This is a genomic window from Ramlibacter aquaticus (genome assembly GCF_015159745.1).
Lineage (GTDB): Bacteria > Pseudomonadota > Gammaproteobacteria > Burkholderiales > Burkholderiaceae_C > Ramlibacter > Ramlibacter aquaticus.
In genome coordinates this window covers 68,654-81,993 of the sequence record NZ_JADDOJ010000001.1, presented here as the reverse complement: position 1 = coordinate 81,993, position 13,340 = coordinate 68,654, and the positions used below count along the sequence as shown (strand labels likewise).

Annotated in this window: 14 protein-coding genes; 3 read left to right on the top strand and 11 right to left on the bottom strand. The window is 71.7% G+C overall.

Translation table 11 applies throughout. The annotated features are described in order from the left end of the window. Positions 1-3: 3 nt before the first annotated feature. From kynA to IM725_RS00420, 7 genes are all read right to left on the bottom strand, one after another. Positions 4-873 carry a tryptophan 2,3-dioxygenase gene (kynA, locus tag IM725_RS00450; RefSeq protein WP_193778586.1) on the bottom strand — a complete coding sequence of 290 codons (870 nt, stop codon included), beginning with the start codon at positions 871-873 and terminating at the stop codon, positions 4-6. A 1-nt stretch (position 874) separates the two neighbouring features. Next, positions 875-2,149, bottom strand: a complete 1,275-nt coding sequence (gene kynU, locus IM725_RS00445) for a kynureninase (protein WP_193778585.1) — start codon at positions 2,147-2,149, stop codon at positions 875-877. Next, complete coding sequence (gene kynB / locus IM725_RS00440) at positions 2,146-2,772, bottom strand: arylformamidase (protein WP_193778584.1); 627 nt, start codon at positions 2,770-2,772, stop codon at positions 2,146-2,148. The genes kynU and kynB overlap by 4 nt, the downstream gene beginning before the upstream one ends. Before the next feature lie 122 nt (positions 2,773-2,894). Beyond that, positions 2,895-3,626, bottom strand: coding sequence for a Type 1 glutamine amidotransferase-like domain-containing protein (locus tag IM725_RS00435; protein ID WP_193778583.1), 732 nt, complete (start codon positions 3,624-3,626; stop codon positions 2,895-2,897). Between the two features lie 24 nt (positions 3,627-3,650). Further along, positions 3,651-3,983: a YkgJ family cysteine cluster protein gene (locus tag IM725_RS00430; RefSeq protein WP_193778582.1), complete on the bottom strand. Its 333-nt coding sequence runs from the start codon at positions 3,981-3,983 to the stop codon at positions 3,651-3,653. Next, positions 3,970-4,890 (bottom strand): ornithine carbamoyltransferase, encoded by a 921-nt coding sequence (argF, locus tag IM725_RS00425; protein ID WP_193778581.1) that lies wholly within the window; start codon positions 4,888-4,890, stop codon positions 3,970-3,972. The genes IM725_RS00430 and argF overlap by 14 nt, the downstream gene beginning before the upstream one ends. A 2-nt stretch (positions 4,891-4,892) precedes the next feature. After that, complete coding sequence (locus tag IM725_RS00420; RefSeq protein ID WP_193778580.1) at positions 4,893-6,086, bottom strand: aspartate aminotransferase family protein; 1,194 nt, start codon at positions 6,084-6,086, stop codon at positions 4,893-4,895. A gap of 219 nt (positions 6,087-6,305) precedes the next feature. On the opposite strand from IM725_RS00420, the gene IM725_RS00415 reads away from it, so the two are divergent. Beyond that, a complete protein-coding gene (locus IM725_RS00415; protein WP_193778579.1) occupies positions 6,306-6,623 on the top strand; it encodes a DUF3579 domain-containing protein in 318 nt (105 codons plus the stop codon). Positions 6,624-7,146: 523 nt separating this feature from the next. Here the strand turns inward: IM725_RS00415 and IM725_RS00410 are convergent. Together IM725_RS00410 and rpsT are read right to left on the bottom strand one after the other, a co-directional pair. Continuing rightward, entirely contained in the window at positions 7,147-7,908 is a 762-nt protein-coding gene (locus IM725_RS00410) for a GNAT family N-acetyltransferase (RefSeq protein WP_193778578.1), read from the bottom strand. A gap of 131 nt (positions 7,909-8,039) precedes the next feature. Then, positions 8,040-8,342 carry a 30S ribosomal protein S20 gene (rpsT, locus tag IM725_RS00405; RefSeq protein ID WP_193778577.1) on the bottom strand — a complete coding sequence of 101 codons (303 nt, stop codon included), beginning with the start codon at positions 8,340-8,342 and terminating at the stop codon, positions 8,040-8,042. 106 nt (positions 8,343-8,448) lie between these two features. On the opposite strand from rpsT, the gene murJ reads away from it, so the two are divergent. Together murJ and IM725_RS00395 are read left to right on the top strand one after the other, a co-directional pair. Beyond that, entirely contained in the window at positions 8,449-10,014 is a 1,566-nt protein-coding gene (gene murJ, locus IM725_RS00400) for a murein biosynthesis integral membrane protein MurJ (RefSeq protein ID WP_193778576.1), read from the top strand. A gap of 48 nt (positions 10,015-10,062) precedes the next feature. Continuing rightward, entirely contained in the window at positions 10,063-10,920 is an 858-nt protein-coding gene (locus IM725_RS00395; protein ID WP_193778574.1) for a SirB1 family protein, read from the top strand. A gap of 19 nt (positions 10,921-10,939) precedes the next feature. On the opposite strand, the gene IM725_RS00390 is transcribed toward IM725_RS00395, so the two are convergent. After that, on the bottom strand, positions 10,940-12,067 hold the full coding sequence (locus tag IM725_RS00390) for an ABC transporter substrate-binding protein (RefSeq protein WP_193778572.1): 1,128 nt from the start codon (positions 12,065-12,067) through the stop codon (positions 10,940-10,942). A gap of 45 nt (positions 12,068-12,112) precedes the next feature. Further along, the gene (locus tag IM725_RS00385; RefSeq protein WP_193778571.1) at positions 12,113-13,306 is read right to left on the bottom strand and encodes an MFS transporter; all 1,194 of its coding nucleotides are present in this window, start codon (positions 13,304-13,306) and stop codon (positions 12,113-12,115) included. Positions 13,307-13,340: the final 34 nt, after the last annotated feature.

The window sequence follows — 13,340 nt, the reverse complement described above, 5'->3', positions numbered from 1 at the left end:
CGCTCAGAGGTCCGTGCGCAGCCGCCAGATCTCCGGGAACAGCACCACGTCCAGCATCTTGCGCAGGTAGCTCACGCCCCCGGTGCCGCCGGTGCCGCGCTTGAAGCCGATCACGCGCTCCACGGTGGTGACGTGGCGGAAGCGCCAGAGCCGGAAGGCGTCCTCGAGGTCGGTGAGCTCCTCGCCGAGCTGGTACAGGTCCCAGTGCTGGCGCGGGTCGCGGTAGACGGTCAGCCAGGCCTGCTCCACCTCGGCGCTTTCCACATAGGGCTGGGTCCAGTCGCGTGCGGTGTGGCTGGCGGGCACTGGCAGGCCGCGCCGGCCCAGCAGGCGGATCGCCTCGTCGTACAGCGAGGGCGATTCGTACGCCCGGCGCACCAGGGCCAGGCGCTGCGGGTGGTGGGCATGCGGCTGCAGCATGGCCGCGTTCTTGTTGCCCAGCGCGAATTCGATGCAGCGGTACTGCGCGCTCTGGAAGCCGCTGGAGTGGCCCAGGTAGGGGCGTATGGCGCTGTACTCCGAGGGCGTCATCGTCGCCAGCACATCCCAGGCGTGCACCAGCTGCTCCAGGATGCGCGAGACGCGCGCCAGCATCTTGAAGGCCGGCGGCAGCGCGTCCTGCGCAATGGCGGCGATCGCGCCGCCCAGCTCGTGCAGCACCAGCTTCATCCACAGCTCGCTGGTCTGGTGCTGGATGATGAACAGCATCTCGTTCGCGTCGGGCGAGCGCGGATGCTGCGCGCCCAGGATCTCGTCCAGGTGCAGGTAGTCGGCGTAGCTCATGTCGCGGCTGAAATCGAGCTGCGCGCCCTCCTGGCGCACCACGTTCTCCGGCGTGGCGGGGGTGCCTGCTTCGGGCGTCCTGTCGGCCATGTCAGGTGACGGCGTGGCGCCGGTTGAACTCGGGTCGGCGCCATTCGCCGCCCTCCAGCACCTCGCGCAGCTGCTGCGCCGCCTGCCACACGTCCTCGAAGCGCAGGTAGAGCGGGGTGAAGCCGAAGCGCAGGATGTCGGGCAGCTGCGCGTCGCCGGCGCGGAAGTCGCCGATCACGCCGCGCGCGATCAGCGCCTGCACGATGGCGTAGGCGCCCTCGCTGCGCGTGAGGCAGACCTGCGAGCCGCGCCGCGCATGCGCGCGCGGCGTCACCAGCGACAGGCCGTGGCCCGCGCAGCCGTCCTCGACCAGGGCGATGAACAGGTCCGTGAGCGCCAGCGACTTCGCGCGCAACGCCGCCATGCCGCCCAGGGGCTGCGCGGCGAGCACGGTCTCCACCCCGCACTCCAGCGCGCGCAGGCTCAGCACCGGCTGGGTGCCGCACAGGTAGCGGGCGATGCCGGGGGCGGGCCGCCAGTCGGGCGTGAACTCGAAGGGAGCGGCATGGCCCCACCAGCCCGAGAGCGGCTGCTCGAAGGCCCCGGCATGGCGCGGGTGCACCCAGGCGAAGGCGGGCGCCCCCGGCCCGCCGTTGAGGTACTTGTAGCCGCAGCCCACGGCGAAGTCGGCGCCGGCCGCGTGCAGGTCCACCGGCACGGCCCCGGCGCTGTGGGCCAGGTCCCAGACCGCCAGCACCCCGGCCTCGTGCGCGGCCCGGCTGAGGGTGGCCATGTCGTGCATTTCGCCGGTGCGGTAGTTGACGTGCGTGAGCATGAGCACGCCCACCTCCGGTCCCAGCGCCGCGGCGATCGCGCCCGGCTCGTCCACCAGCCGCAGCTGCGCGCCCTGCAGGCGACCCAGGCCCTGCGCGATGTACAGGTCGGTGGGGAAGTTGCTGCGCTCGCTGAGGATCACGCGGCGGGCGGGCGCGGCGGCCTGGGCAATGGACAGCGCGGCGCTCAGCACCTTGAACAGGTTGATGGAGGTGGAGTCCGTCGCGACCAGCTCGCCCGGGCCCGCACCCACCAGCGGGGCGATCATGTCGCCGATGCGCTGCGGCAGGTCGAACCAGCCGGCCTCGTTCCAGGAGCGGATCAGGCCCTGGCCCCATTCCTCGCGCACGGCGCGCGCGATGCGTGCTGGCGTGGCGGCTGGCAGCACGCCCAGCGAATTGCCGTCCAGGTAGACGGTGCCCGGCGGCAGCTCGAACAGCGCGCGCAGGGGCGCCAGCGGGTCGGCCGCGTCCATCGCGCGGCAGTCTTGCAGGGTGGTCATGGGCGTCGCAGCACCGCGCGCACGGGGGACGCGTCGGCGGTCATGAGTTTCAGGGGCAGGGCGATCAGCTCGTAGTCGCCCTCGGGCACCTCGTCCAGCACCAGGTTCTCCAGCACGCGCAGGCCGCGCCGGCGTATCGCCTGGTGGCTGTCCAGGGTCTTGCTGTCGGCCGGGTCGATGCTGGCGGTGTCGATGCCGATGAGCTGCACGCCCAGGTCGGCCAGGCGCTCCACCGTGGCCGGCGCCAGGGCCGCCAGGTCCGGGTCCCAGCGGTCCACCGGCATGCGCTCGTAGGTGCGCACCAGCACGCGCGGCGGCAGCGCCTCCAGCGCGTGCGCGAGGTGCCGCCACTGCACCAGCGGGCCGCAGCCGATCGCGTGGATCACGCGGCAGGGGCCGAGGAAGGGCGCCAGCGGCAGCGCGCCCACCGGCGCGCCCTGGGCGTCGTAGTGCAGCGGCGCGTCGGCGTGGGCGCCCACGTGCGGCGACAGCGTGATCGCGCTGACGTTGACCGGGCAGCCCGGCCCCAGCATCGCGCTCCAGTGCTGGGCGTAGGGCGTGTCACCGGGGAAGACCGGCGAGGCGGGCGACACAGGCGGTGAGATGTCCCACAGGCTTGGCATGCGCGCAGTGTGTGGCGATTGCGCGGGCCGTGGTGTCGGTTGGCTGCAACAGCGGCCAAAAATTGCTTGAGGCTTCAAGCAGTGGCCCGCAAGCGCGCGCCGCGGCCCGTGGGCAGCGCGGCCTAGGGCCCAGCCAGCACCTTCCGCGCGCCTTCGACCGGCTCTTCCCGCACGACATCGCCGGCGCGCACCAGGTAGCGTGCGGCGGCGCCTGGCACCCAGGAATAGTTCACCCGCGGGCGTCCGGATTCGAAGAGCACGGCCGCGAAGTCATCGATGGCCAGGGTCCGTGGCATCTCGCCGCTGCGGATGGCCTGGATCAGGCAGGCCGTGCGCTCCGAGCCGTCGCGGTGGTGGGCGCTGCAGCCGCCTTCCAGCACGCCCAGGCCCTGCAAGGGCGCATACCCGTCACCGAAGGAGTCCGTGAAGCCCGCCTCGAACCAGCAGAGGGCGCCTGCGCTCATGCCGGCGAGCAACACCCCGGCTCGGTGGGCTGCCCGCAGGGCCTCGTCGATGCCCCACTCGCGCCAGACGCCCAGCGCAGACCGGGTGTTGCCGCCGCTCACGAACACGGCGTCGAAGCCCAGCAGTTCGTCGGCGAAGCTGCGCAAACCCAGGGCCCGCGGGCCCGGCTTGCGGAAGGGCGTGAGCTGCCAGGCCTCGCAGCGCTCGCCGTAGGCGGCATGGAAGCGCTGTATGAGCTCCTCGGCGTCCCCGGCCGGCGTAGGGATCAGGCAGACCCGCGGGCGGTCCCGGCCGGTCAGGCGCAGCAGCTCGCGGTCTATGCTGGAAAAACGGCCCTCCATCAGGAAGCCGCCGCCGCCGATGGCCAGGATGCGTGGCGTGCGGGTCATGGCGCTGCGCCCTGCGTGCGACGGCTAGAGGACCAGCCCCGCCGGCAGGGGCGGCAGCCCATGCCGCGCCCGCGCCTTCTCGCAGCCGTAGCTGCCGGGCTCCAGCTCGCGGCAGGGGTTGGGGCGCCATTCATAGACGCCGCAGGCGGCGCGCTGCCCCACGGTGCCGGTGAGCGCGATGCAGCGCACCGGCACGTGGTCGGTGCCGCGCATGCGCACGGTGGCGCCCGCCACCTCGACGGTGAGGCTGGCCGGCAGGCGGCCGCCGCAGGCGTCGGTCTCGTAGACCGAGAAATCGACCCGGTAGGCGGCGCAGCAGGCGCCGCAGGCCAGGCAGGGATGCTCAGCCTGCGACACGGCCCAGCAGCAGGTATTCCATCAGGGCCTTCTGCGCGTGCATGCGGTTCTCGGCCTCGTCCCAGACCACCGATTGCGGCCCGTCGATCACCTCGGCCTCGACCTCCTCGCCACGGTGCGCCGGCAGGCAGTGCATGAAGAGCGCGTCGGGCTTGGCCACCTTCATCATGTCGGCGTCCACGCACCAGTCGGCGAAGGCCTTCTTGCGCTGCTCGTTCTCGGCCTCGTAGCCCATGCTGGTCCACACGTCCGTGGTCACCAGGTCGGCGCCGCGGCAGGCCTCCATCGGGTCGGCGAAGACCTTGTAGCTGGCATTGCTGCGCACGCCCGCCACGCTCTGGTCCACCTCGTAGCCCGACGGCGTGGAGACGTGCACGGTGAAGCCCAGCAGCTCGGCCGCCTGCAGCCAGGTGTTGGCCATGTTGTTGCCGTCGCCTACCCAGGCCACCACCTTGCCCGCGATGGAGCCGCGGTGCTCGATGTAGGTGAACAGGTCGGCCAGGATCTGGCAGGGGTGGAACTCGTTGGTCAGGCCGTTGATCACGGGCACGCGCGAGTGCGCGGCGAAGCGCTCGATCTTCTCCTGGCCGAAGGTGCGGATCATGACCAGGTCGACCATGCGGCTGATCACGCGGGCACTGTCCTCGATCGGCTCGGCCCGGCCCAGCTGGCTGTCGCCGGTGGTCAGGTGCACCACGCTGCCGCCCATCTGGTACATGCCGGCCTCGAAACTCACGCGGGTGCGCGTGGAGGCCTTCTCGAAGATCATGGCCAGCGTGCGGTCGGCCAGCGGGTGGTACTTCTCGTAGGCCTTGAACTTCTTCTTGATGACCGCGGCGCGCTCGAACAGCCAGGCGTACTCCTCGGCCGTGAAGTCGGTGAACTGCAGGTAATGACGGATCGCCATGGTCAGCCCGCCAGGAACTGCTTGACCAGGGGCGCCAGCCGCTCGACCAGCTCGTCGGCCTCGGCCGGGGTCATGATGAGCGCGGGCAGCAGGCGGATGACGCTGTCGGCGGTGACGCTGATCAGCAGGCCGTTGTCGCAGCAGATCTGCGTCAGCGCGCCGCAGGGGCGGTCCAGCTCCACGCCCACCATCAGGCCGCGGCCGCGGATCTCCTTCACGCCGGCGACGCCGGCCAGCGCACGGCCCAGCCCGGCCTGCAGGTGCGCGCCCACGCGGGCGGCGTTGTCCAGCAGCCCGTCCTCTTCCATGATGCGGATGGTCTCCACGCCGGCGCGCATGGCCAGCGGGTTGCCGCCGAAGGTGGTGCCGTGGTTGCCCGGCTGGAAGATGTGGGCGGCCTTGGGGCCGGCGACGACGGCGCCGATCGGCACGCCCGAGCCCAGGCCCTTGGCCAGCGGCATCACGTCGGCGTGGATGCCGGCCCACTGGTGGGCGAACCATTTGCCGGTGCGGCCCATGCCGCACTGCACCTCGTCGATCATCATCAGCCAGTCGCGCTCGTCGCACAGCGCGCGCACCTGCTGCAGGTACTCCAGGCTCATGGGGTTCACGCCGCCTTCGCCCTGGATGGTCTCGAAGAACACGGCCACCACGTCCTTGTCGCCGGCGGTGGCGGCCTTGAGCGATTCGATGTCGTTCACCGGCACGCGCACGAAGCCTTCCACCAGCGGGCCGAAGCCCTGCTGGATCTTGGTGTTGCCGGTGGCCGAGAGCGTGGCGATGGAGCGGCCGTGGAAGGCCTTCTCGTACACCACGATCTTGGGATGGGTGATGCCCTTGTCGTGCCCGTACTTGCGCGCCAGCTTGAGCGCCGCTTCGTTGGCCTCCAGGCCGGTGGAGCAGAAGAAGACGTTGGTCATGCCCGACAGTTCCACCAGCTTGGCGGCCAGCTTCTCGGCGTTGGGCACGTGGTAGTAGTTGGAGACGTGGATCAGCTTGGCGACCTGGTCCTGCAGCGCGGGCACCAGCTTGGGGTGGTTGTGGCCCAGGGTGTTCACCGCGATGCCCGCCAGCGCGTCCAGGTACTCCTTGCCGTTCACGTCCCACACGCGCACGCCCTGGCCGCGCTCCAGCGCGATCGGCAGCCGGCCGTAGGTGTTCATGGTGTGCGGGGAAGCAGCCTCGATATGCGCCATCAGGATCTCCGGAAAAGAAAATCGGCCCACGCGTGAGCCGTTGGAGCCCGATTTTAGGCACAGGGCCTGCAGGCCCTGCTTGAGGATTGCGCATCACTGCGATGCGCCGCGCGCAGGGGGCCGGAGCGGCCGCAAGTCTTATATAAGATACAATACTTGCTGCGCTGCCGCATCGGGGTGATCCTCCGCGCGGGCACCGCAAGGTTCCGGCACCCATCCATGGTTTCGAGCAGCGCCAAACAAGTCTTCATCCAGGGCATCACCCTAGCGGGCCGCACCTTCCGGCCCAGCGACTGGGCCGAGCGCCTGGCCGGCGTGATGAGCTCGTTCCGCCCGGGCGGCGCGCAGCCGGGCAGCCACCTGAGCTACTCCCCCTGGTGCATTCCGACCGTGGTCAACGGCATCAAGTGCGTCGTGGTCAGCGCGGAACTGCGTGACCACGAGCCCATGGCCTGGGACTTCGTCATGAACTTCGCCAAGGACAACGAACTGCAGGTGGGCGAAGCCTGCCTGCTGCCGGACACGCCGCCGCCCTGAGCTGGGCGTCTGGCACCGCGGGCGTTGTCTAGACGTCCCTGGCAGCATGCCTGACGTGCACCCGGGACCCGCAGGTCCTGTGGCTCGCCCGGAGCGGGCCGGGCGCGGCTCATTCCGCGGATGTCCCCCGCTTTGCCGCGCGCGGCAAAGCTCCTCCTTGATTCCGCTCCATGAGCCACGCCCACCCCGCTCCTCGAGGTGCGGGCGCGCGCAGGCCGGACTCCGGCCAGACGGCCGAGCACCTCCCCGACCGACAGGGGAGGCGTGGGCGTGGCTTCGCGCGGGCGTGCCAAGGTTTCCAGGGCCGGGGCCGGGGCGGCTCATGGAGCGGAATCAAGGAGGAGCGTTGCCGCTTGCGGCAACGCGGGGGACATCCGCGGAATGAGTCGTCCCTGTCCCGGCCCGGGCGCGAACCATTGGTCGCCGCGCGGCACTCCGTATTCCGCACGGTGCGCCAATCGCGAAACCCGCGGGAGCCCCCGGACCTGGCGTGAAAGACCTGCCTCAGCGCCCAGCGCCCAGATCAGTCCCCGGGGCGCCAATACGCGTACACCCACTGCGTCTCGAACCCGAGCCGCCCGTACAACGCCAGCGCCGGGGCGTTGTCCACCTCCACCTGCAGGAACAGGCGGGTCACCCCCCGCGCCATGGCTTCCCGGGCCAGGGCACCCACCACCCGGGCGGCATGGCCCTGGCCGCGCTGGGCCCGTGCGGTGCGCATGCCGTGGATGCCGCCCCAGCCCGCGTGGCAGGCCAGCGCGCCGGCGGCGGCCGGCCGGCCCTCGTGGTCATAGAGGGTCGCGAACAGCGAGGCCTGGCCCCGCCGCAGGCTCGCGACCCGGCCGGCGCCCTCCACCGGGTCGAAACCTTCGCCCAGGAACAGCGACGCCCAGTCCTCGCCCGCGTCCCGGGCGACCTCGATCCGCGCCGGCGCATCGGGCGGGGCCGGCGCGCGTGCGGCCACGTCGGCCGCCGGGGCGCACTGCAGGCAGGTGGGCTGGCTGGGACGGTAACCCCGGGCCGCCAGGTCGGCGCGCAGAGGGTCGAAGGCGGGCAGGGCGGGCAGGCGGAACGCGGGCGCCAGGCCACGGGCACGGTAAGCCGCCGCGATGCGGCTTGAAATGTCTTCCGCCGGGGCTTCGTGCGACAGTGGCGCCGCGCTTTTCGCCCGGCCTATGGGACCGCTGTCGAAGGGCAGCAGCCAGCCGGGCCAGGCCTCCACGGCCTCGGGCGAGACGGCAGCGAGCGTGGCCTGTTCGATGGCGGCGATGTCTTCAGGGCTCATCCGGTCCGATTGTGCCGCCCAGAAAGCACAAAAGCCGTCTTTCGACGGCTTCTGGCTTTTTGCTTTGCTGGCAGCGCACCCGGTTCAAACGGCGGGCGCCGGGGCGGCACCCGTGCTGTTTGCCTGAGGCGTCAGGCGGCGGCTTGCGCCAGGGCCTTGACCTTGGCGGCGAGGCGGCTCTTGTCGCGAGCGGCCTTGTTCTTGTGGAAGATCTGCTTGTCGGCCACGGTGTCCAGCACGGACTGGGCCTTGGCGAACAGTTCGGCCGCCTTGGTCTTGTCGCCGGCGGCAACCGCCTTCTCGACGTTCTTGACAGCGGTGCGGTACTTGGAACGCAGCGAGGTGTTCGCCGAGTTCAGCTTCACGTCCTGGCGGGCGCGCTTGCGGCCGGACGCGAGGCGGGGGTTCTTCTTCTTGGGTTTGGCAGAGGCCATGTTTTCAGATCCTTGTGTTTGGGGATGATGCCAGCAAAGCCCTCCATTATAGGCCAGCCGGGCCAGGGGCGACAAAGGGCTTGCACGGCCGGGCTACACTCGCCCCGTGACCCTGTTCAAAGCCGCCTCCACGGTGTCGCTGCTGACGCTCGCGTCGCGCGTCACGGGCCTGGTGCGGGACATGCTGATGAGCTCCGTCTTCGGCGTCAGCGCCCTCACCGACGCCTTCTACGTCGCCTTCCGCATCCCCAACCTGTTCCGCCGCGTGTTCGGGGAGGGCGCGTTCAGCCAGGCCTTCGTGCCGGTGCTGGCCGCCACCCGGGCCAAGGCTGGCGACGGCGGCGCCCGCCGCATGGTGGACGACGTCTCCACCATCCTGCTCTGGACGCTGGTGCTGCTGTGCCTGGCCGGCGTGCTGGGCGCGCCGCTCTTCGTCTGGGCGCTGGCCAGCGGCCTGCGCAAGACGCCGCACGCCTACGACGCCGCCGTCGTGATGACGCGCATCATGTTCCCCTACATCGGCTTCATGTCCATGGTGGCGCTGGCGGGCGGCATCCTCAACACCTGGAAGCGCTTCGCCATCCCCGCCGCCTCGCCGGTGCTGCTCAACCTGTGCCTGATCCTGGCGCTGGTCGTGGGCGCGCCCGCCTTCGCCCGCTGGGGGATCGAGCCGATCTATTCGCAGTGCGTGGGCGTGATGGCCGGCGGCATCCTGCAGCTGGCGATCCAGGTGCCCGCCCTGCGCCGCATCGGCATGTGGCCGCGCCTGGGCGCGACCCGCACCGCCCTGCGCGCCGCCTGGGCCGACGAGGGCACCCGCCAGGTGCTGCGCCTCATGCTGCCGGCCCTGCTGGGCGTGAGCGTGGCCCAGGTGTCCCTGCTCATCAACACCCAGATCGCCTCCTACCTGCAGCCCGGCAGCGTGAGCTGGCTCAACAGCGCCGACCGGCTGATGGAGTTCCCCACGGCCCTGCTGGGCGTGGCCCTGGGCGTGGTGCTCATGCCCCAGCTGGCGGCGGCACGCGCCAGCGGCGACGTGGCCCGCTACTCCGCCATGCTGGACTGGGGCCTGCGCCTGGTGGTGCTGCTGGCCATCCCCTCCTCGGTCGCACTGCTGGTGTTCGGCGCGCCGCTGGTGGCCACGCTGTTCCACTACGGCGCCTTCAAGGACAGCGACGTGGGCCAGGTGGCGGTCGCGCTGTCGGGCTACGGCGTGGGTCTGCTGGGGCTGGTGGCCATCAAGGTGCTGGCGCCCGGCTACTACGCCAACCACGACATGAAGACGCCCATGCGCATCGCGGTGCTGTCGCTCGCGGCCACGCAGGGCCTGAACCTGCTGCTGGTGCCGCGCCTGGCCCATGCCGGCCTGGCGCTGTCCATCGGCCTGGGCGCGCTGCTGAACGCCGGCCTGCTGCTGGCCGGGCTGCTGCGGCGCGGCAGCTTCAGGCCGCTGCCGGGCTGGGGCCGCTTCCTGCTGCAGGTGCTGGCGGCCAGCGCGCTGCTGGCGGTCTTCCTGCTGTGGGGGGCCCAGGCCTTCGACTGGACCGCGCTGCGGGCCCAGCGCTGGCTGCGTGCCGGGCTCATGGCGGGCATGCTGGCGGGCTCGGGCGTGCTGTACTTCGCCGCGCTCTGGGGCGCGGGCCTGAAGCTGCGCCAATTCGTCACGCGCTGAAACCGGCCCCGGCTTGACGCTGGCGGCCCCGCTCCCTTACAAAGTGCCATGCGACTTTCCCTGTCCGCGCCCACGCCGCTGGAGTACTTCGCGATGCTGGTGCGCGAGGACGACGAGTTCCCGCTGCTGGAGGCGGCCGCCTGCCTGGCGCAGGACGAATACCCCGAGCTCGACCCCCAGCAGGTGCTGGGCGACGTGGACCAGCTGCTGGCCCGCCTGAAGCGCCGCATTCCGGCCGATGCCGCCGCGCTGGCCCGGCTGCGCGCGCTCAACCAGTTCTTCTTCCGCGACCTGGGCTTCGGCGGCAACGTCAACGACTACTACGACCCCGACAACAGCTACCTCAACGTGGTGCTGCGCACCCGCCGCGGCAACCCCATCTCGCTGGCGGTGCTGTGGATCGAGCTGGCCCAGGGCCTGGGGCTGCCCGCCCGGGGGGTGAGCTTCCCCGGCCACTTCATGGCCAAGGTGAACCTGCCCAAGGGCCAGGTGGTGATCGACCCCTTCACCGGGCAGTCGCTCTCGCGCGAGGAGCTGGCCGAGCGGCTGGAACCCTACCGCCGCCACAGCGGCCTGGTGGACGAGTTCGAGGTGCCGCTGGGCCTGTACCTGCAGGCCGCCTCGCCGCGCGAGATCCTGGCGCGCATGCTGCGCAACCTGAAGGAGATCCACCAGTCCCAGCAGGACTGGGTGCGCCTGATCGCGGTGCTGGACCGCCTGCTCGTGCTCCAGCCCGAGGGCTGGGACGAGTTCCGCGACCGGGGCTTCGCCCACGCCGAGCAGGGCCACATCCTGCAGGCCGTGGCCGACCTGGAGACCTACCTCACCCACGCGCAGGACGCGATCGACAGCGACCTGGTCGAGGCGCGCCTGGCCAGCCTGCGGCGCGAACGCAGCCGCCGCTGAGCGGAGCCCGCAGGCGCGCTCAGTAGAGCAGGCGCCCGTCGGCGCGCACGACGCCGAGGTCCACGTAGCGGCCGCCCTGGTTGCCGCCCTGGAAGTCCAGCAGGTAGCCGCCCAGGTCCACCCGCAGGGCGCGCAGCGCGGCCTGCAGGCGCGCCGGGGTCGCCGGGCCGCTGATGCGCTGCAGCCCTTCCACGACGGTGCGGCAGTTGAGGTAGCCGATCAGGTGCTGCTGCGACTGCACCGCTTCGTTGGGCGCGAAGCGGGTCATGGCCGCGTGGAACTGGCGCACCAGGCCGGTGTTGCCCGTGAACGGGTTGGGCGTCACCTGCGCCAGCGCCACGCCGTTGGCGGTGCGGGCCCCCACGACATCGACCATGCGCTGGACCTCGACATAGGACATGCTGTAGATCGGGGTGGGGTCGCCGCCGCCGCGGACATCGCGCACGAACGAGATGCCGCTGTTGGACACCAGCACGAGCACATAGGCCTGGGCCCGGGAGGCGCGCAGCTGGGCGGCCTGGGCCCGCAGGTCGTTCGCGGCCGATGGCACGGCCACCCGCGCCACCACGCGCAGCTTGAGCTCGGCGGCGATCTCCTCGATCAGGCGCAGCCCGTCCTCGCCGAAGGGAATCTGCTGGTACACCACCCCCAGGCGCTCCATCCCGACCGTGTGCAGGTGGGTGAGGATGCGCCTGAGCTGGGCGGTGTCGCTGGCCTGGGTGTGGAAGATCCAGGGGTGGCGCAGCCGGTCCGAGCCGGGCGTGATGCCGACGACCGGGATGCGGATGGCGTCCAGGGTGCCGTCCTTGAAGACGGCCTGCATGTTGGCGGAACCCAGGAAGTTGAGGAAGGCGACCGGATGCTCGCGCGCGGCCACGGCACGCAGGGCGAGCACCGTGTCCGCGGGCTGGTAATGGTCGTCCTCGCGCACCAGCCGCAGCTTCTGGCCGTTCACGCCGCCGCTGGCGTTCGCCTCGCCCACGCAGGCCTGCGAGCCGGCGCTGTTGGCCCGCCCGTTGGGGCCCACGGGGCCCGACAGGGGGCCCACGTGCGCCAGCACGATCTCGGCCTCGGCGGGAAGAAGATGCAGTGCGCCGCACAGCAGCAGGGCGTGGCAGGCGGCGCGGAGGGGGCGGTTGCGGGGCATCCGCCCACTGTCGGCCGGCCCGCCCGGCGCATCAACAGTCGCAGTTCACAAGCGGGGTGATTCACCCCCGGTGGCCGGCCCCAGCAGCAGCAGCGCCAATGCGGTGGCTGCGAAACCCGCGCCAGTCCAGAAGGTGAAGGCCGGGCCCCAGCCGTCCCAGAGCCAGCCGGCCAGCGCGCTGGCCGCCAGCAGGGCAACCCCGCTGGCCAGGTTGAAGACGCCGAAGGCGGTGCCCCGCAGCTCGGCCGGCGCGCTGCGCGCCACCATGGCCGCCAGCAGGCCCTGCGTCAGCGCCATGTGCAGGCCCCAGGTGGCGATGCCCAGCCAGAGCAGCCAGCCGGTCCCCGCCAGCGCCAGGATCGCGTCCGCCACCGCCAGCGCCACCATGCCCCAGGCCAGCAGGCGCCGCGGTGGCATCCGGTCGGACAGCTTGCCAAAGGGGTAGGCGCCGGCCGAGAAGACCAGGTTGACCACGATGAGCACCAGCGGCGCCAGGGCCAGGGGCAGGCCGCCCTGCTGCGCGCGCAGCACCAGGAAGGCCTCCGAGAACCGGGCCAGGGTGAACACTGCGCCCACCGCGACCACCCAGGCGTAGGCCCCGCCCAGCCGGCGCAGGCTCTCGCGCCGGAAGGGGTGGTGCAACGGCCCCTCGCGCGGCTTGTCCGCCGGCTCGCGCACGCCGAAGGCCAGCAGGGCCACGCACAGGAACGCCGGCAGCACGGCGATCCAGAACACGCGCCGGAAGTCGTCGTTCCACAGCAGCATCAGCCCCATGGCCAGCAAGGGGCCCAGGTAGGCCCCGGTGGTGTCCAGCGCCTGGCGCAGGCCGAAGGCGGCGCCTTCCATGCCGTGCGGCGCGAGGTCGGCGATCAGCGCGTCGCGGGGCGCGCCCCGCAGGCCCTTGCCCACGCGGTCCAGCAGCCGGGCGCCCAGCACGCCGTCCGCGCTGGCGGCGAGCGCGAACAGCGGCTTGGACAGGGCCCCCAGCCCGTAGCCCGCCAGGGCCAGCGGCTTGCGCTTGCCCCACCAGTCGCTGGCCGGGCCCGACAGCACCTTGACGAACAGGGCCGTCGCCTCGGCCAGCCCCTCGATGGTCCCCACCGTGAGCATGCTGGCGCCCAGCACCGTGGTCATGAAGACGGGCAGCAGGCTGTGGATCAGCTCGGAGGAGACGTCCATCAGCAGGCTGACGAAGCCCAGGGCCCAGATCGAGGTCGGCAGGCGTTGCACCCGGGCCATTCTAGGGAGGGGCGCCACGGCGGAGATAATCTCG